The sequence below is a fragment of the Pseudomonas sp. AC463 genome, from assembly GCF_979253585.1.
The window spans coordinates 190,905-209,183 of the sequence record NZ_CEEDDZ010000006.1 but is presented as its reverse complement, the minus strand read 5'-3'; the positions used below and the strand labels follow the sequence as shown (position 1 = coordinate 209,183).

The 18,279-nt window shown below is 61.7% G+C and carries 18 protein-coding genes and 1 pseudogene; 10 read left to right on the top strand and 9 right to left on the bottom strand.

What is annotated here, in order from left to right; all coding sequences use genetic code 11:
• Positions 1 to 5: 5 nt before the first annotated feature.
• A complete protein-coding gene (locus AC0IYH_RS09675) occupies positions 6 to 359 on the bottom strand; it encodes a YkgJ family cysteine cluster protein (RefSeq protein ID WP_122675324.1) in 354 nt (117 codons plus the stop codon).
• Between the two features lie 115 nt (positions 360 to 474).
• Here AC0IYH_RS09675 and AC0IYH_RS09670 point away from each other — a divergent pair, with 115 nt between their 5' ends.
• Positions 475 to 1,767 (top strand): NAD(P)/FAD-dependent oxidoreductase, encoded by a 1,293-nt coding sequence (locus AC0IYH_RS09670; protein ID WP_471834042.1) that lies wholly within the window; start codon positions 475 to 477, stop codon positions 1,765 to 1,767.
• Here AC0IYH_RS09670 and AC0IYH_RS09665 read toward each other — a convergent pair whose 3' ends face one another.
• Positions 1,768 to 1,992, bottom strand: coding sequence for a DUF1127 domain-containing protein (locus tag AC0IYH_RS09665; RefSeq protein WP_116626983.1), 225 nt, complete (start codon positions 1,990 to 1,992; stop codon positions 1,768 to 1,770).
• Positions 1,993 to 2,158: 166 nt separating this feature from the next.
• Between AC0IYH_RS09665 and AC0IYH_RS09660 the strand changes: the two genes are divergently transcribed.
• Positions 2,159 to 3,583, top strand: coding sequence for an aminotransferase-like domain-containing protein (locus tag AC0IYH_RS09660; protein WP_122774528.1), 1,425 nt, complete (start codon positions 2,159 to 2,161; stop codon positions 3,581 to 3,583).
• A 62-nt stretch (positions 3,584 to 3,645) separates the two neighbouring features.
• Positions 3,646 to 5,214: a phospholipase D family protein gene (locus AC0IYH_RS09655; RefSeq protein WP_471834040.1), complete on the top strand. Its 1,569-nt coding sequence runs from the start codon at positions 3,646 to 3,648 to the stop codon at positions 5,212 to 5,214.
• A 25-nt stretch (positions 5,215 to 5,239) separates the two neighbouring features.
• Here the strand turns inward: AC0IYH_RS09655 and AC0IYH_RS09650 are convergent, their stop codons facing one another.
• Both AC0IYH_RS09650 and AC0IYH_RS09645 read right to left on the bottom strand, forming a co-directional pair.
• Positions 5,240 to 6,382, bottom strand: a complete 1,143-nt coding sequence (locus AC0IYH_RS09650; RefSeq protein ID WP_471834038.1) for an MFS transporter — start codon at positions 6,380 to 6,382, stop codon at positions 5,240 to 5,242.
• A gap of 150 nt (positions 6,383 to 6,532) precedes the next feature.
• Complete coding sequence (locus AC0IYH_RS09645) at positions 6,533 to 8,026, bottom strand: aldehyde dehydrogenase (RefSeq protein WP_471834036.1); 1,494 nt, start codon at positions 8,024 to 8,026, stop codon at positions 6,533 to 6,535.
• 231 nt (positions 8,027 to 8,257) lie between these two features.
• Between AC0IYH_RS09645 and AC0IYH_RS09640 the strand changes: the two genes are divergently transcribed.
• Positions 8,258 to 8,620, top strand: a complete 363-nt coding sequence (locus tag AC0IYH_RS09640) for a cupin domain-containing protein (RefSeq protein WP_116626988.1) — start codon at positions 8,258 to 8,260, stop codon at positions 8,618 to 8,620.
• Between the two features lie 69 nt (positions 8,621 to 8,689).
• Here AC0IYH_RS09640 and rpmG read toward each other — a convergent pair whose 3' ends face one another.
• Together rpmG and rpmB are read right to left on the bottom strand one after the other, a co-directional pair.
• On the bottom strand, positions 8,690 to 8,845 hold the full coding sequence (gene rpmG, locus AC0IYH_RS09635) for a 50S ribosomal protein L33 (RefSeq protein WP_003176906.1): 156 nt from the start codon (positions 8,843 to 8,845) through the stop codon (positions 8,690 to 8,692).
• Positions 8,846 to 8,856: 11 nt separating this feature from the next.
• Positions 8,857 to 9,090 (bottom strand): 50S ribosomal protein L28, encoded by a 234-nt coding sequence (gene rpmB, locus AC0IYH_RS09630; protein WP_003176907.1) that lies wholly within the window; start codon positions 9,088 to 9,090, stop codon positions 8,857 to 8,859.
• Positions 9,091 to 9,548: 458 nt separating this feature from the next.
• Between rpmB and AC0IYH_RS09625 the strand changes: the two genes are divergently transcribed.
• A complete protein-coding gene (locus AC0IYH_RS09625) occupies positions 9,549 to 11,141 on the top strand; it encodes an ABC transporter substrate-binding protein (protein WP_471834033.1) in 1,593 nt (530 codons plus the stop codon).
• A gap of 28 nt (positions 11,142 to 11,169) precedes the next feature.
• Here the strand turns inward: AC0IYH_RS09625 and radC are convergent, their stop codons facing one another.
• On the bottom strand, positions 11,170 to 11,844 hold the full coding sequence (radC, locus tag AC0IYH_RS09620; protein ID WP_116626990.1) for a RadC family protein: 675 nt from the start codon (positions 11,842 to 11,844) through the stop codon (positions 11,170 to 11,172).
• A gap of 143 nt (positions 11,845 to 11,987) precedes the next feature.
• Between radC and coaBC the strand changes: the two genes are divergently transcribed.
• The 4 genes and pseudogenes from coaBC (at position 11,988) to argB (ending at position 16,243) form a co-directional block, all read left to right on the top strand.
• On the top strand, positions 11,988 to 13,196 hold the full coding sequence (coaBC, locus tag AC0IYH_RS09615; RefSeq protein ID WP_015886530.1) for a bifunctional phosphopantothenoylcysteine decarboxylase/phosphopantothenate--cysteine ligase CoaBC: 1,209 nt from the start codon (positions 11,988 to 11,990) through the stop codon (positions 13,194 to 13,196).
• 5 nt (positions 13,197 to 13,201) lie between these two features.
• Positions 13,202 to 13,657 carry a dUTP diphosphatase gene (gene dut, locus AC0IYH_RS09610; protein WP_116626991.1) on the top strand — a complete coding sequence of 152 codons (456 nt, stop codon included), beginning with the start codon at positions 13,202 to 13,204 and terminating at the stop codon, positions 13,655 to 13,657.
• A gap of 239 nt (positions 13,658 to 13,896) precedes the next feature.
• A pseudogene (locus AC0IYH_RS09605) lies at positions 13,897 to 15,318 on the top strand (phosphomannomutase/phosphoglucomutase); the annotation flags it as partial.
• 19 nt (positions 15,319 to 15,337) lie between these two features.
• Positions 15,338 to 16,243 carry an acetylglutamate kinase gene (gene argB, locus AC0IYH_RS09600; RefSeq protein WP_471834030.1) on the top strand — a complete coding sequence of 302 codons (906 nt, stop codon included), beginning with the start codon at positions 15,338 to 15,340 and terminating at the stop codon, positions 16,241 to 16,243.
• Positions 16,244 to 16,340: 97 nt separating this feature from the next.
• Here the strand turns inward: argB and pyrE are convergent, their stop codons facing one another.
• A complete protein-coding gene (pyrE, locus tag AC0IYH_RS09595) occupies positions 16,341 to 16,985 on the bottom strand; it encodes an orotate phosphoribosyltransferase (RefSeq protein ID WP_003195489.1) in 645 nt (214 codons plus the stop codon).
• Positions 16,986 to 17,067: 82 nt separating this feature from the next.
• Between pyrE and AC0IYH_RS09590 the strand changes: the two genes are divergently transcribed.
• On the top strand, positions 17,068 to 17,847 hold the full coding sequence (locus AC0IYH_RS09590) for an exodeoxyribonuclease III (protein WP_003195493.1): 780 nt from the start codon (positions 17,068 to 17,070) through the stop codon (positions 17,845 to 17,847).
• 58 nt (positions 17,848 to 17,905) lie between these two features.
• On the opposite strand, the gene AC0IYH_RS09585 is transcribed toward AC0IYH_RS09590, so the two are convergent.
• Complete coding sequence (locus AC0IYH_RS09585; RefSeq protein ID WP_116626994.1) at positions 17,906 to 18,274, bottom strand: DUF4870 domain-containing protein; 369 nt, start codon at positions 18,272 to 18,274, stop codon at positions 17,906 to 17,908.
• Positions 18,275 to 18,279 lie beyond the last annotated feature (5 nt).

Here is an 18,279-nt window from a genome sequence, read left to right as displayed (position 1 = left end):
ATCCGTCAGACCAGCACCTGCCGAGTACTGGCCATGTACTCATGAATCTGCTTCTCCACCCGTGGGTGAATCAGTTCCACCGGCCCCCGCCCATTCGGGCATGGCAAGGTCTTGGTAGTGCCAAACAGCCGGCAGATCAGCGGCCGCTCGTCATACACCGTGCAGCCTTGGGGCCCGAGGTGCACACAGTTCAGCTCATCCATGGCCGCATCCTGCTCGGCGGCGGTCTTGCGCGGCAGGCGCGACATTTCCTCGGGCGAGGTGGTTACCGGCCCACAGCAGTCGTGGCAACCGGGAACACACTCGAACGAAGGAATCTGCCTGCGCAGCGCGCTGATTTTCTGACTGTTGCAACTCATCGACACATATACCCAACCGCGAATAGGCGTGGATTCTGACGCAAAACGCCCTGCGCAGACAGCTTCGTCCGACCGCTGTATCCTGCGTCAAATTTTCCAAACAGGGATGCTCCCCATGACCGCCAGCGCCCGGCACACCGCTTCCTACTACGCCGCCAGCAGCGTGCCGCAACCCGAAAACCCGGCGTTGACGGGCGAAGTGGTGGCCGACGTGTGCGTGATCGGCGGTGGGTTTTCGGGCCTAAACACTGCTTTGGAGCTGGCTGAGCGCGGCTTTAGCGTGGTGCTGCTGGAAGCGCGCAAAATCGCCTGGGGCGCCAGTGGACGCAACGGCGGGCAACTGATTCGCGGCGTCGGCCACGGCCTCGACCAGTTCACCAACGTGATCGGCAGCGACGGCGTGCGCCAGCTGAAACTGATGGGCCTGGAAGCCGTGGAAATCGTGCGCGAGCGCGTCGCGCGCTACCAGATTCCCTGCGACCTGACCTGGGGCTATTGCGACCTCGCCAACAAACCCCGCGACCTGCACGGCCTGGCCGAAGACGCGGAAGAACTGCGCAGCCTCGGCTATCGCCATGAAGTGCGGATGCTGCAAGCCGGTGAGATGAGCAGTGTGATCGGCTCCGAACGCTACGTGGGCGGTATGATCGACATGGGCTCGGGCCATTTGCACCCGCTGAACCTGGCGCTGGGCGAAGCCGCCGCCGCGCAGCAGTTGGGTGTGCGGCTGTTCGAACAGTCCGAAGTGACGCGCATCGACTACGGCCCCGAGGTCAAGGTGCACACCGCCCAAGGCAGCGTGCGCGCCGCCACCCTGGTGCTGGCCTGCAACGCCTACTTGAATGGCCTGAACCCGCACCTGAGTGGCAAGGTGCTGCCCGCCGGCAGCTACATCATCGCCACCGAACCCTTGAGCGAAGCGCAAGCCGCCAACCTGTTGCCGCAAAACATGGCGGTGTGCGATCAGCGCGTGACGGTGGACTACTTCCGCCTCTCGGCCGACCGCCGCCTGCTGTTCGGCGGTGCCTGCCACTATTCAGGTCGAGATCCAAAGGACATCGGCGCCTACATGCGGCCGAAGATGCTGCAAGTGTTCCCGCAATTGGCCGACGTGAAAATCGACTACCAATGGGGCGGCATGATCGGCATCGGCGCCAACCGCCTGCCACAGATCGGCCGCCTGGCGGATCACCCCAATGTGTATTACGCCCAGGCCTACGCCGGCCATGGCCTCAACGCCACGCACTTGGCGGGCAAGCTGCTGGCCGAAGCCATCAGCGGCCAGCAACAGGGGCGTTTCGACCTGTTCGCCCAAGTGCCGCACATCACCTTCCCGGGCGGCAAGCATCTGCGCTCGCCGTTGCTGGCGCTGGGAATGCTTTGGCACCGCCTCAAAGAGCTGGTCTGATCAGTCGCGCCAGAACGGTTTCAAACCTTCCTGGCGCGCCTGGTCGGCGGTCAAGCCGACATCAAGCAATTGCTCGCGGGTCAGGTTCAGCAGGGCCTTGCGCGTGTGACGGCGGTGCCAGAACAGGCTCCAGCGGCTGATATCGCGTGGCGCCGTCGCCCGCTCCTGCCCTGCCTGCAATTCCTGACTGTGTAACATCAGCCGCACATCGCTCATGCCGTTCATTTTGCTGCCCCTCATTTGCCTGTTGCCATGAGTGCCTAGAGTGGGCGTGTGGGCAAAACCATTACAGATCCAACCTATCTTTATTAAATCCATACAGACACTGCCTATGTACGGCTGAATCCTGTATTTTCGGCGTATCTGTAATGGTCTCCCGGGAGCCTTCGCCATGACCCTGTACGTCAACCTCGCCGAATTACTGGGCACGCGCATCGAACAGGGCTTCTATCGCCCCGGCGATCGGTTGCCTTCTGTAAGGGCCTTGAGTGTGGAACATGGGGTCAGCCTGAGCACCGTGCAGCAGGCCTATCGGTTGCTGGAGGACAACGGCCTGGCGATGCCCAAGCCCAAGTCCGGTTATTTTGTACCGGTCGGTCGCGAGCTGCCGGCGTTGCCCGAGATCGGTCGCCCGGCCCAGCGCCCGGTGGAAATTTCCCAGTGGGACCAGGTGCTGGAGCTGATCCGCGCAGTGCCGCGCAAAGACGTGATACAGATGGGTCGAGGCATGCCGGATGTATTGTCGCCTACGCTCAAGCCCCTGCTGCGTAGCCTCGCCCGCGTCAGCCGGCGCCAGGACCTGCCGGGGCTGTATTACGACAATATCCTCGGCTGTATGGAACTGCGTGAGCAAATTGCCCGACTGTCACTGGATTCCGGCTGCCAGCTGACCGCCGAAGACATCGTGGTCACCACCGGCTGCCATGAGGCGCTGTCTGCCAGCATTCATGCGATCTGCGAACCGGGGGATATCGTCGCGGTGGACTCACCGAGCTTCCACGGCGCCATGCAGACCCTCAAGGGCCTGGGCATGAAGGCTTTGGAAATCCCCACCGACCCCATCACCGGCATCAGTCTCGAAGCTCTGGAACTGGCGCTGGAACAGTGGCCGATCAAAGTCATCCAGCTGACCCCCAACTGCAACAACCCCTTGGGCTACATTATGCCCGAGGCGCGCAAACGCGCCCTGCTGACCCTGGCCCAGCGCTTTGACGTGGCGATCATCGAAGACGATGTGTATGGCGAATTGGCCTACAGCTACCCGCGCCCGCGCACCATCAAATCCTTCGACGAAGATGGCCGGGTGCTGTTGTGCAGCTCGTTCTCGAAAACCCTGGCGCCGGGCCTGCGCATTGGCTGGGTCGCACCGGGCCGCTACCTGGAACGGGTGCTGCACATGAAATACATCAGCACCGGCTCCACCGCCACGCAGCCACAGATCGCGATTGCCGAATTTCTCAAGGGCGGGCATTTCGAGCCGCATTTACGGCGGATGCGCACCCAATACCAGCGCAATCGCGACTTGATGCTCGATTGGGTCAGCCGTTATTTCCCGGCCGGCACCCGTGCCAGTCGCCCGCAAGGCAGCTTTATGCTGTGGATCGAACTGCCGGAAGGCTTCGATACCCTCAAGCTCAATCGCATCCTGGTGGAGCAAGGCGTACAGGTGGCGGTGGGCAGTATCTTTTCGGCCTCGGGCAAGTACCGCAACTGCTTGCGCATGAACTACGCTGCCAAACCAACCGCGCAGATAGAAGAAGCCGTGCGCAAAGTCGGGGCCGCCGCAAGCAAACTGCTGGCCGAGGCGGCAGACTGACCTTTCGCGGGAAATTGCCGTCATATGCCGACAACCGCCCTGATCTGGAAGCAACTCCCTTGATGATTCGACGGCTTTTACCGTTTTTCCTGTTGGGAGCCCTGACCCTGGGCGGTTGCGCCACGATGAGCACACCGCGCATCCCCAGCGACGCCCTGCCCGCCGCGCAATCGTCGTTCGGCCGCTCGATCCAGGCCCAGGCCGCGCCCTATCAAGGCCGCTCGGGCTTTCGCCTGCTGCCCAACAGCAGCGAAGCCTTCATGGCCCGCGCCGAACTGATCCGCAACGCCCAAAGCAGCCTCGACCTGCAGTACTACATCGTCCACGACGGCATCAGCACGCGCATGCTGGTGGACGAACTGCTCAAGGCCGCCGACCGTGGCGTGCGCGTACGCATCCTGCTGGACGACACCACCAGCGACGGCCTCGACCAGATCATCGCCACCCTCGCCGCCCACCCCAAGATCGAGATTCGCCTGTTCAACCCCCTGCACCTGGGGCGCAGCACCGGCGTGACGCGGGCCATGGGCCGGCTGTTCGACTTGTCGCTGCAACATCGACGCATGCACAACAAGCTGTGGCTGGCGGATAACAGCGTAGCCATCGTCGGCGGGCGTAACCTGGGGGATGAGTATTTCGACGCCGAGCCCAATCTCAATTTCACCGATATCGACATGCTCAGCGTGGGGCCGGTGGCCGAGCAACTCGGGCACAGTTTCGATCAGTACTGGAACAGCGCGCTGAGCAAACCCATCGACGATTTTGTCTCCAACACCCCGTCCAAAGGCGACCTGGCCGCCGCCCGCGTGCGCCTGGAAGCCTCATTGGCCGAGTCGCGCCAGCAGAACCACGCGCTGTACAACCGCTTGCGCACCTACCAGACCCAACCGCGCATGGACACCTGGCGCCGCGAGCTGATCTGGGCCTGGAACCAGGCATTGTGGGACGCGCCGAGTAAGGTGCTGGCCAAGGCCGACCCGGACCCGCACCTGCTGCTGACCACCCAATTGGCGCCGGAGCTTAAGGGCGTGAACCACGAGCTGATGATGATTTCGGCGTACTTTGTACCCGGGCAGCCGGGGCTGGTGTACCTGACCGGGCGCGCCGATGCGGGCGTCTCCGTAAGCCTGCTCACCAACTCCCTGGAAGCCACCGACGTACCGGCCGTGCATGGCGGCTACGCACCGTATCGCAAGGCGCTGCTGGAGCACGGGGTAAAACTCTACGAATTGCGCCGCCAGCCGGGCGACCCCAGCGCGGGCAGCGGTCCGCACCTGTTTCGGCGCGGCACGTTCCGGGGCTCGGACTCCAGCCTGCACAGCAAGGCGATGATCTTTGATCGCACCAAGTCGTTTATCGGCTCCTTCAATTTCGACCCGCGCTCGGTGCTGTGGAACACCGAAGTCGGCGTGCTGGTGGACAGCCCAGAGCTGGCGGAACACGTGCGCAACCTCGCGCTGCAAGGCATGGCGCCAGCGTTGAGCTATGAGGCGAAATTGCAGGATGGCCAGGTGGTGTGGGTGACCGAGGATAACGGCCAGTTGCACACACTGACCCGCGAGCCTGGCAGCTGGTGGCGCCGGTTCAATGCCTGGTTTGCCACCAGCGTTGGCCTGGAACGCATGCTTTAGAAACACATTTGATTGCATTTCAAGGTTAGGCGGGGTGGGCAGCGCCGAATGCTCCTTGGCGCAGCAACAGCACTACCAGGCCCAACGCCCCCGCCGCCATCAGCAACGGCAGCGCATGCCCGCTGATCCACTGGCTGCCCGCACCGGCCACCAGCGGGCCGATCAGACAACCGATACCCCACAGCTGAGCCACGTGGGCATTGGCGCGCACCAGCGCATCGTCGCGGTAGCGCTCGCCGATCAGGATCAGCGACAAGGTAAACAACCCACCGGCACTCGCGCCGAACAGCACCCACACCGGCCAGATCAGCGGCGTATGCATCAGCAAGGGAATTGCCAGGCTCGAAGCCAGCAACAGCACCGCACAGCTCAGGAACAAAGTGCGCCTTGGCAGGTAATCGGCCAGCGCGCCGATGGGCAATTGCAGCAGCGCATCACCGACCACCACCGTACTGACCATCGCCAAGGCAACCTCGGCGGTAAAACCCTGTTGCAGGCAATACACCGGCAGCAGCGTCAGAATCATCGCCTCGAACGCGGCAAACAGCGCCACAGCCCAGGCAATCGCCGGCAGGCTCCGGCAGAAACGCCACAGGTCGCCGAAGGTCACGCTGAAGGAATCGGCAGTGGGTGCACCCGAACGACCCAGCAATGCCAACGGCGCAATCACCAGCAGGCCAACCCCGACCCAGAAACCATAGTCATGGTCGGTGCCGATCAAGCCCAGCAGCAGCGGGCCCGAGAGCTGGCTCAACGCATAACTGCAGCCATACAGCGCCACCAGCCGTCCGCGCCATTGCTCCACCACCAACTGGTTGATCCAGCTTTCGCCGAGGATAAACACGATGGTCAGGATCACCCCGATCATCAGCCGCAGCACCAGCCACACCGGGTAGCTGGGCAAAATCGCCAGTAGGCCGATGGACACCGCTCCAGCCCACAGGCACAGGCGCATCAGGTTGGCGGTGCCCAGCCACGAGGCCAGGCGACTGGAAACCTTGGCACCCAGCAGCACCCCAAAGGCCGGCATCGCCGCCATCACACCGATAGCGAAACTGCCATACCCCCAGCTTTCGAGGCGCAGGGACACCAGCGGCATGCTTACGCCCAGCGCCAGACCGACGCTGAGTACCGAGGCCAACACGGCGAAATAAGTCGCCCAACGCATTGCCACGCTCCTGTGGATAATTCTTGTGTACACACAAAACAGTGTGGGAGGGGGCTTGCCCCCGATAGCCGTGGATCAGCCAGCACTGGTGGTGCCTGATCCACTGCTATCGGGAGCAAGCCCCCTCCCACATTTGTACTGCGGTGTTGCTTACAGCTTGATCCAGGTCGACTTCAGCTCGGTGTACTTGTCGAACGCATGCAGCGACTTGTCGCGGCCATTGCCCGACTGCTTGAAGCCACCAAACGGTGCGGTCATGTCGCCGCCGTCGTACTGGTTGACCCACACACTACCGGCGCGCAGAGCCTTGGCGGTCAGGTGCGCCTTGGAGATATCCGCCGTCCATACCGCTGCGGCCAGACCGTAAACGGTGTCGTTGGCGATCTTGATCGCTTCCTCGGCACTGTCGAAGGTGATCACCGACAGCACTGGGCCGAAGATCTCTTCCTGGGCGATCTTCATCGCGTTGGTCACGCCGTCGAAAATCGTCGGTTCAACGTAGGTGCCACCGGTTTCTTCCAGGGTGCGCTTGCCGCCTGCGACCAGCTTGGCGCCGTCGGCATGCCCGGCTTCGATGTAGGACAGCACAGTGTTCATCTGCTGGGTGTCCACCAGGGCGCCGACGTTGGTCGCCGGGTCCAGCGGGTTGCCTGGCTTCCAGCCTTTGAGGGCCTCGATCACCAGCGGCAGGAATTTATCCTTGATGGAGCGCTCCACCAGCAGGCGCGAACCTGCGGTGCAGACTTCGCCCTGGTTGAAGGCGATGGCGCTGGCGGCGGATTCGGCGGCGGCTTGCAGGTCCGGCGCGTCAGCGAACACGATGTTCGGGCTCTTGCCGCCGGCTTCCAGCCATACACGCTTCATGTTCGACTCGCCGGAGCGGATCAACAGTTGCTTGGCGATCTTGGTAGAACCGGTGAACACCAGGGTGTCGACGTCCATGTGCAGCGCCAGCGCGTTGCCCACGGTGTGGCCGTAGCCCGGCAGCACGTTGAACACGCCTTTTGGGATGCCGGCTTCAACGGCCAGTGCCGCGATGCGGATTGCAGTCAGCGGGGATTTTTCCGAAGGTTTGAGGATCACCGAGTTGCCGGTGGACAGCGCCGGGCCGAGTTTCCAGCAGGCCATCATCAACGGGAAGTTCCACGGCACGATGGCGCCGACCACGCCCACCGGCTCGCGGGTCACCAGACCCAGTTGGTCGTGCGGGGTGGCGGCGACTTCGTCGTAGATCTTGTCGATCGCTTCGCCGCTCCAGCTCAGGGCATTGGCGGCGCCCGGCACGTCGATGCCCAGGGAATCGCTGATCGGCTTGCCCATGTCCAGGGTTTCGAGCAGCGCCAGCTCTTCGGCGTTGGCCTTGAGCAACGCGGCGAAACGGATCATGGCAGCTTTGCGCTTGGCCGGCGCAAGGCGCGACCAGACACCGGAATTGAAGGTAGCGCGGGCATTTTCCACGGCGCGCTGGGCGTCGGCGGCGTCACAACTGGCAATGGTGGCCAGCAGACAGCCATCGACCGGGCTGATGCATTCGAAGGTGTCACCGGAAACAGCGGCGGTGTATTCGCCATTGATATACGCGCGGCCTTCGATCTTCAGATCCTTGGCGCGTTGTTCCCAGTCGGCACGGGTCAGGGTGGTCATGCGAGTGTCCTCCTCTTGTTGAATACAAGGGCCAGGCGATGTCCCCCGGCAGCCTCAAAGAATTCTTTGCCCGGCCAGCCTGCTGTTCGGCTCAAGGCAGCTGCCACCCTAAACCAGCGGCTGGGGGTGTTTCAATATATTTGACATAACGCCGGTAAACGCCCTTGCGATGTTCATTTTAATAAACATAGACTTTGGGCTCTCCAACCGCAGGCCAGACGGGACACGCACATGAGCATCCAGGACATCGTCGACTTCAGCCAAGCCAGCACCGCCCCCGAACGCTACCGCCCTGCCGCGGAAAAAATCCTCAAGGGCGACCCCGAGCAAACCCTCTACAACCACTACAACAGCCCGTGCGGCCAGATGAGCGCCGGGGTCTGGGAAGGTGAAGTCGGGCAGTGGAAGGTCAACTACACCGAGCACGAATATTGCGAGATTGTGCAAGGTGTGTCCGTGCTGCGCGATGCCGAGGGTAACGCCAAGACCTTGCGCGCCGGCGACCGCTTCGTGATTCCCGCCGGGTTCAGCGGCACTTGGGAAGTGCTGGAGCCATGCCGCAAGATCTACGTGGTGTTCGAACAGAAAGCCTGATCAGCAAATCGCAGGCAAAAAAAAGCCCGTCTCGTGAGAGACGGGCTTTTTCATAAGGAGGAAAATCAATTACTTGATTTTGCCTTCTTTGTAGATCACGTGCTTGCGAACGCGCGGGTCGAACATTTTCTTTTCGAGCTTGTCCGGGGTAGTACGCTTGTTCTTGTCGGTAGTGTAGAAGTGACCAGTACCGGCGCTAGAGATCATTCGAATCAATTCACGCATGATAGAGCTCCTTAGATCTTGCCAGCGGCGCGGATTTCGGCCAGCACGACAGTGATGCCACGCTTGTCGATGATACGCATGCCTTTGGCAGATACACGCAGGCGAACAAAACGTTTCTCTTCTTCAACCCAGAAGCGGTGATGCTGCAGGTTCGGCAGGAAACGACGACGGGTTTTGTTATTTGCGTGGGAAATGTTATTCCCAGTCACCGGACCCTTACCGGTAACTTGACAGACTCTCGACATGCCTCAGCCCTCTAAAACCACATGCCCAACCCGGCATGGGTTGGCCGCTTAATCTCTCAGTCATTTGGCGCCAGGCGCCGCGTTTCTTTAAGGGTCTTACCGGCTACACCTACAGTGAAGGAACCGGGCCCCTAGAAAAGAGCGCTGCTTTATACCAGAAAGACCCAGGTGCAACAACAGCCCGTGTGTTTTTACTGGCGTAAATCTCGGCGACAGACGCCCGAACCGTTGCCAGGAGGGGCCGCTGTAACAGCCGACCGCTCGTCGCACAGAATGATTTACAGCGCCCGCCCGCACAGGAATGCGCACGGCGAAACGCGCTGAGGCGCCATCAAAACAGCATTTGACGCAAAAGCACAGGCAAAAATGGGCTAGTCATTTATCAATCAGACCACTACGGTAGGACTTTTCCAGACTGCACTCGCAGATGGGCCTTCGATCTGCAAAGGAACCCGAACATGCGCCTCGCTGCCCTACCGCTATTGCTAGCCCCTCTCTTTATCGCCCCGCTGGCCTCTGCCGCCAGCAACCTGAGCGTCTGCACCGAGGCCAGCCCCGAAGGGTTCGACGTGGTGCAATACAACTCGCTGACCACCACCAATGCCTCGGCCGACGTGCTGATGAACCGCCTGGTGGATTACGACGCCGCCAGCGGCAAGCTGGTGCCTAGCCTGGCAGACAGCTGGGACGTTTCGCCGGATGGCCTGACCTACACCTTCAAACTGCACCCGGACGTGAAATTCCACCGCACCGAGTACTTCACCCCAAGCCGCACCCTGACTGCCGAAGACGTGCGCTTCAGCTTCGAGCGCATGCTCGACCCGGCGCACCCGTGGCACAAGATCGCCCAAAGCGGCTTCCCCCATGCGCAGTCCCTGCAATTGCCCGCGCTGATCAAGAAGATCGACGCCCTCGACCCGCTGACCGTGCGTTTCACCCTGGATCACGCCGACTCCACTTTCCTAGCCGCCCTGAGCATGGGCTTTGCCTCGATCTACCCGGCCGAATACGCCGACAAACTGCTCAAGGCCGGCACCCCGGAAAAGCTCAACAGCCAGCCGATCGGCACCGGGCCGTTCATCTTCAGCCGCTTCCAGAAAGACGCCGTGGTTCGCTACAAGGCCAACCCGGACTACTTCGCCGGCAAACCGGCTGTGGATAACTTGATCTTCGCGATTACCACCGACCCCAACGTACGCTTGCAGAAACTGAAGCGCGATGAGTGCCAGATCGCCCTGTCGCCCAAGCCGCTGGATGTGGGCGAGGCCGAAAAAGACCCGGCGCTCAAGGTGGAAAAAACCGCAGCGTTCATGACCGCTTTTGTGGCCATCAACAGCCAGCACCCGCCGCTGGACAAGCCCGAAGTGCGCCAGGCGATCAACCTGGCTTTCGACAAGGCCAGCTACCTCAAGGCCGTCTTCGAAGGCACCGCCGAAGCAGCCAATGGCCCGTACCCGCCCAACACCTGGAGCTACGCCAAGGACCTGCCGGGTTATCCACAGGACCTCGCCAAGGCCAAGGCCCTGCTGGACCGCGCCGGGCTCAAGGACGGCTTCAAGACCACCATCTGGACCCGCCCTACCGGCAGCCTGCTGAACCCCAACCCGAATCTCGGCGCGCAATTGCTGCAGGCGGACCTGGCCAAGGTCGGCATCCAGGCAGAGATCCGCGTGATCGAATGGGGCGAGCTGATTCGCCGCGCCAAAGCCGGCGAGCACGACCTGCTGTTCATGGGCTGGGCCGGCGACAACGGCGACCCGGATAACTTCCTGACCCCGCAGTTCTCCTGCGCGGCGGTCAAGTCCGGCACCAACTTCGCCCGCTACTGCGACCCGGCGCTGGACAAGCTGATCAGCGCCGGCAAGACCACCAGCGAGCAAGGCGTGCGCAGCAAGCTGTATCAACAGGCCCAGGCGCAGATCCAGCAGCAGGCGCTGTGGCTGCCGCTGGCGCACCCGACCGCGTTTGCCCTGGCGCGCAAGAATGTCGAGGGGTACCAGGTGAGCCCGTTCGGGCGCCAGGATTTCTCCAAGGTCAGCGTCAAACCCTGAGCCCCCGGCTCGCCCCGCTGGGGCGGGCCTAAATCCACCCATATTCCGCCATCGACAGCGGGTCACCATCGCCCACGATGATGTGATCGAGCACCCGCACGTCCACCATTTCCAAGGCCTTCTGCAGGACTTTGGTTAATTTTCGATCAGCCGCGCTCGGCTCCAGGCTGCCCGATGGGTGGTTGTGACACAGGATCAGCGCCGCCGCGTTGTAAGCCAGTGCACGCTTCACCACCTGCCGCGGGTACACCATGGCGGCATCGATCGTACCCTGGGATATGGCCTCGAAGCCCAGCACCCGGTGCCTGGAGTCGAGGAACAAGCAGCCGAAGACCTCGTGGGCCTCATGACGCAACAGCGCCTTGAGGTAATTACGCACAGCCACCGGGCTTTCCAGCACGGAATCACCGCGCAGCCGTTCGGCCATGTGGCGCCTGGACATTTCCAGCACCGCCTGCAACTGCGCAAACTTCGCCGGACCAAGCCCCAGTTGCTGGCTGAACAGGGTCTGGCTGGCGTCCAACAATGGGCGCAGGCCGCCGAACTGCGCCAGCAGGTGCCGTGCCAGGTCGACCGCACTGCGCCCGGAAACCCCGGTCCGCAGGAAAATCGCCAATAGCTCGGCGTCGGAAAGGCTAGCCGCGCCCCACTCCAGAAGCTTCTCCCGTGGACGCTCCGCCACAGGCCAATCGCGAATACTCATCCCACCTCCGTGTGCATGTGCGCCGCTGTTGCCCGGCAGGCGCTGTGTTATCGTAGGCCCTCTTTTTTGCATGCGATTTCACCTGGGGAGGGGGCATCGCACGCGCCATTGAACTGGCATCACTGAACTGGAAAGGCAAACCAATGCAGCGTCTGTATCGGAAACGCATCGTTCTCGGCGTCGGCGGCGGCATTGCCGCCTACAAGAGCGCAGAGCTGGTCCGCAGGCTCCTTGACCAGGGCGCCGAAGTGCGCGTGGTCATGACCCGTGGCGGCAGTGAGTTCATCACCCCGCTGACCATGCAGGCCTTGTCCGGCCACCCGGTTCACCTGGACCTGCTGGACCCGGCCGCCGAAGCCGCCATGGGCCATATCGAACTGGCCAAATGGGCCGACCTGGTGCTGATCGCCCCGGCCACTGCCGACCTGATCGCGCGCCTGGCCCAAGGCATCGCCGATGACCTGCTGACCACCCTGGTACTGGCTACCGACGCCACCGTCGCCATCGCCCCGGCCATGAACCAGGCCATGTGGCGCGATCCGGCCACCCAAGCCAACACGCAACTGCTGCAAAGCCGTGGCCTCAAGGTGTTCGGCCCGGCGTCCGGCAGCCAGGCCTGCGGCGACGTGGGCATGGGCCGCATGCTCGAAGCCACCGACCTGGCGCTGTGCGCCGCCGAGTGCTTCCAGCACCTGGCCCTGACCGGCAAGCACGTACTGATCACCGCCGGCCCGACCCAGGAAAACATCGACCCGGTGCGCTACATCACCAACCATAGCTCAGGAAAAATGGGCTTTGCCCTGGCCGAAGCGGCGGTTGAGGCAGGCGCACGCGTTACATTGATCACCGGCCCGGTGCATTTGCCGACCCCCGATCGCGTCACGCGAATCGACGTAGTCAGCGCCCGAGACATGTTGGCGGCCTGTGAGGCAGCCATTCCTTGCGATCTGTTTATCGCTTCGGCAGCGGTAGCAGACTACCGACCGGAAGTCGTTGCCCCGCAAAAGCTCAAGAAAGATCCTACGAGCGGCGACGGCCTGCTCCTGCAAATGGTGCGCAACCCGGACATCCTGGCCACCATCGCCACGCGTCCGGACCGTCCGTTCAGCGTCGGTTTCGCCGCCGAGACCGAACACCTGCTGGATTACGCCGCACGCAAATTGAAAGACAAAAACCTCGACCTGATCGTTGCCAATGATGTCGCCAACCCGAGCATCGGCTTCAACAGCGAGGAAAACGCCTGCAGCGTGATCGACCGCGAGCTGCACGCCACCCTTTTCGCCCAGACCAGCAAGGGCAAGATTGCCCGCCAGCTGATCTCTTTTATCGCCCAACGGCTGAACCAGGTTTAATTTCCATGCACGCTTTGCAAGCCAAGATCCTCGACCCACGCATCGGCACCGAATTCCCACTGCCGGCCTACGCCACCCCTGGCTCCGCGGGCCTGGACCTGCGCGCCATGCTCAAGCAAGACACCGTGCTTGAGCCGGGCCAGACCCTCCTGATCCCTACCGGCCTGTCGATCTACGTCGGCGACCCGGGCCTGGCCGCGCTGATCCTGCCGCGCTCCGGCCTGGGCCACAAACACGGCATCGTGCTTGGCAACCTGGTGGGCCTGATCGATTCGGACTACCAGGGCGAGCTGATGGTGTCGTGCTGGAACCGTGGCCAGACCGCATTCAACATCGCGGTCGGCGAGCGCATCGCCCAGCTTGTTCTCGTACCGGTGGTGCAGGCGCATTTCGAACTGGTTTCGGAATTTGATGAAACACAACGCGGTGCAGGTGGCTTTGGGCATTCCGGCAGCCACTGACTAAGCTGAATCTGGCCGGGCGCTTTTGCCCGGCTGACGCCCCCGCAGGGCTTTTCAGGATGAAGAATGCGCGGATTTTCCAAGCGAGATTTCCCCAGAGAAATCAATGCATTACGCCAACAAAAAGACGGAGCCCAGGCTCCGATGGCATTTGCGCACCACGAACTCTCTGCCGAAAACGTCGTCATACCCTTCAGTTTGAGCCTGCCGGCCAGCCACTTTAAGGCCCGCCTTGCCCCCTTCAGATGGAGTTTCCCCCCGCGATGAGTACCGCAGCCCGAGTAGCCCCGACATTCCCCGACAGCATCTTTCGCGCCTACGACATCCGTGGCGTAGTGCCAAAGACCCTGACCGCCGAAACCGCCTACTGGATCGGCCGCGCCATCGGCTCACAGAGCCTGGCCCAGGGTGAGCCGAACGTTTCGGTCGGCCGTGACGGTCGCCTATCCGGCCCCGAGCTGGTGGAACAACTGATCCAGGGCCTGGCCGACAGCGGCTGCCATGTCAGCGACGTGGGCCTGGTGCCGACGCCTGCGCTTTACTACGCCGCCAACGTGCTGGCCGGCAAATCCGGGGTGATGCTCACCGGCAGCCACAACCCGTCGGACTACAACGGCTTCAAGATCGTCATCGCTGGCGACACCCTCGCCAACGAACAGATCCAGGCCCTGCACACCCGCCTGAAGACAAACGACCTGACCAGCGGCACCGGCAGCATCACTAAAGTCGACATCCTGCAGCGCTACTCTGACGAAATCACCCGTGACGTGAAGCTCGCACGCCGCCTCAAAGTGGTGGTGGACTGCGGCAACGGCGCGGCCGGCGTGATCGCCCCGCAACTGCTCGAAGCGCTGAACTGCGAAGTCATCCCGCTGTTTTGCGAGGTCGACGGCCACTTCCCCAACCACCACCCGGACCCGGGCAAGCCTGAAAACCTGGTGGACCTGATCGCCAAGGTCAAGGAAACCGGGGCTGACGTGGGCCTGGCCTTCGACGGCGACGGCGACCGTGTGGGCGTGGTGACCGAAACCGGCGAAATCGTGTTCCCGGACCGCCTGCTGATGCTGTTTGCCCGCGACGTGGTGGCACGCAACCCAGGCGCCGAAATCATCTTCGACGTCAAATGCACCCGCCGCCTCACGCCGCTGATCAAGGAATATGGCGGCCGTCCGCTAATGTGGAAGACCGGTCACTCGTTGATCAAAAAGAAAATGAAGGAAACCGGCGCCCTGTTGGCCGGTGAAATGAGCGGTCACGTGTTCTTCAAGGAGCGCTGGTTCGGGTTTGACGACGGCATTTACAGCGCCGCGCGTCTGCTGGAGATCCTCAGCAAGGAAAAATCCACGGCGCAGGAGCTGTTTCAGACCTTCCCGAATGATATTTCTACGCCAGAGATCAATATCCATGTGACCGAGGAGAGCAAATTCAGCATCATTGACGCACTGCACGATGCGCAATGGGGCGAAGGCGCCAACCTGACCACCATTGATGGTGTGCGAGTCGATTACGCCAAAGGCTGGGGCCTGGTTCGCGCGTCCAACACCACACCGGTGCTGGTCCTGCGTTTCGAGGCGGATACCGAGGCTGAGTTGCAGCGCATCAAGGACGTGTTCCACGCCCAGTTGAAACGTGTTGCCCCTGATCTCCAATTACCGTTCTGATTTTTTACCGGAGCCCTGAATGACCCTCGAACGCGAAGCCGCTGCCAACACCGCCAAGGTCCTGTCCGAAGCGTTGCCTTACATTCGACGCTACGTCGGCAAGACGCTGGTGATCAAGTACGGCGGCAATGCCATGGAAAGCGACGAGCTGAAAACCGGCTTTGCCCGCGATATCGTGTTGATGAAAGCCGTGGGGATCAACCCGGTGGTCGTGCACGGTGGCGGCCCGCAGATCGGTGACCTGCTCAAGCGCTTGTCGATCGAGAGTCACTTCATCGATGGCATGCGCGTCACTGACGCGCAGACCATGGACGTGGTGGAGATGGTCCTCGGCGGCCAGGTCAACAAGGACATCGTCAACCTGATCAACCGCCACGGCGGCAGCGCGATCGGCCTGACCGGCAAGGATGCGGAGCTGATCCGCGCGAAAAAACTGACGGTTACCCGCCAGACGCCGGAAATGACCCAGCCGGAGATCATCGACATCGGCCAAGTGGGCGAAGTGATCGGCATCAACACCGACTTGCTGAACCTGCTGGTCAAGGGCGATTTCATCCCGGTGATCGCGCCCATCGGCGTGGGTGCCAACGGCGAGTCCTACAACATCAACGCCGACCTGGTGGCAGGCAAAGTGGCCGAGGCGCTGAAGGCTGAAAAGCTGATGCTGCTGACGAACATCGCCGGCCTGATGGACAAGGAAGGCAAGGTGCTGACCGGCTTGAACACCCAACAGGTGGACGAGCTGATCGCCGACGGCACCATCTACGGCGGCATGCTGCCGAAGATCCGTTGCGCGCTGGAAGCGGTGCAAGGCGGCGTCGGCAGCTCGCTGATCCTGGATGGCCGCGTGCCGAATGCGATCCTGCTGGAAATCTTCACCGATACCGGTGTGGGTACGCTGATCAGCAACCGCAAACGTCCTTAAACGCTGCAAACAAAAAGCCCCCACTCAATTCAATTGAGCGGGGGCTTTTTGTTTGCAGATCTTGAAAACGATGGAGATCAAATGTGGGAGGGCTGTGTTACACGCCAAACTGCTCGCGGTACGCCCGCACCGCCGGCAAATGCTGCTTGAGCTGCGGATCATCTTCCAGGAACTGCAACACCTGGTTCAACGACACAATGCTCACCACCGGAATGCCGAAATCACGCTCGACTTCCTGGATCGCCGATAACTCACCATTGCCGCGCTCTTGGCGGTTCAGCGCGATCAGCACGCCGGCCGCCTTGGCGCCGTCCTGGGAAGCAATGATCTGCATCACCTCACGGATGGCGGTGCCGGCGGTAATCACGTCGTCGATGATCAGCACGTCGCCGGTCAGCGGCGCGCCCACCAGGCTACCGCCTTCGCCATGGGCCTTGGCTTCCTTGCGGTTGAAGCACCACGGCAGGTCCTGCCCATGATGTTCGGCCAGGGCCACGGCGGTAGCGGCCGCCAGAGGGATACCCTTGTACGCCGGGCCAAACAGCACGTCGAAGGAAATACCGCTTTCAACGATGGCTGCCGCGTAGAAACGACCCAGCTGAGCCAGGGCCGAACCCGAGTTGAACAAGCCTGCATTGAAGAAGTACGGGCTGGTGCGCCCGGACTTCAAAGTGAACTCACCGAAGCGCAAAACGCCGCGATCGATGGCAAAACGAATGAAATCGCGTTGATACGCCTGCATGAAAAAAGCCTCAGATACCACGGATTTAGCTAATTAGGTAGACGGCGTGTATCATACACGCACGCGATTTTTGGGGCCATTTATGCGGATCATCAGTGTGAACGTTAATGGTATTCAGGCTGCAGTCGAGCGTGGTTTGCTCAGTTGGCTGCAAGCCCAGAATGCCGACGTCATCTGCCTGCAGGATACCCGCGCCTCCGCCTTTGAACTGGACGACCCAGCCTTCCAACTGGATGGCTACTTCCTTTATGCCTGCGATGCCGAAGTGCCCACCCAAGGTGGCGTGGCTTTGTACTCGCGGTTGCAACCCAAGGCGGTCATCAGCGGCCTCGGCTTCGAGACAGCCGACCGCTACGGGCGCTACCTGCAAGCCGATTTCGATAAGGTCAGCATCGCGACCTTGCTGCTTCCTTCGGGGCAGAACGGCGATGAAGACTTGAACCAAAAGTTCAAGCTAATGGACGACTTCGCCCGTTACCTGGATAAACAGCGGCGCAAACGTCGCGAGTACATTTATTGTGGCTCGCTCTACGTGGCGCAACAGAAGCTGGATATCAAGAACTGGCGCGACAGCCAGCAATCCCCGGGCTTCCTCGCGCCGGAACGGGCCTGGATGGACGAGATTGTCGGCAACATGGGCTATGTGGATGCCCTGCGTGAAGTCAGCCGTGAAGGCGACCAGTACAGCTGGTGGCCGGATAACGAACAGGCCGAGATGCTCAACCTGGGCTGGCGTTTCGACTACCAGTTGCTGACCCCGGGTCTGCGCCGGTTCGTTCGCAGCGCACGCTTGCCGCGTCAGCCGCGCTTCTCGCAGCACGCGCCGCTGATCGTGGACTACGACTGGACACTGACCATCTGAGGTCTTTTCCCAGGCACAAAAAAACCGACATCGCTGTCGGTTTTTTTGTGGGCGCTCATTATTTGATCACACGCCAGGTCAAGGGATAGCGATAGGCAATCCCCTTGTTGGCCTTGATGCTGCCGATGATCGTCAGCACCACAGTGGCGATGGCCAGGGCAAACATCAGGAAAAACCCGATCACTGCGAAGGCCAGCACGATGCAAGTCATCCAGGCGATGGCCACGGTGATCTGGAAATTCAAGGCTTCCTTGCCCTGATCATCAATGAACGGGTCCTTTTCCTTCTTCATCTGCCACAGGATTAGCGGCCCGACGACACTGCCGAAGGGGAACACAAACCCCAGAAACGCCGCGAGATGACACAACATCGCTCCCTGGCGCACTTCGTAGGAAGGCGTAGGCACCGGCATTTGGCTGTCATTCATGGCGC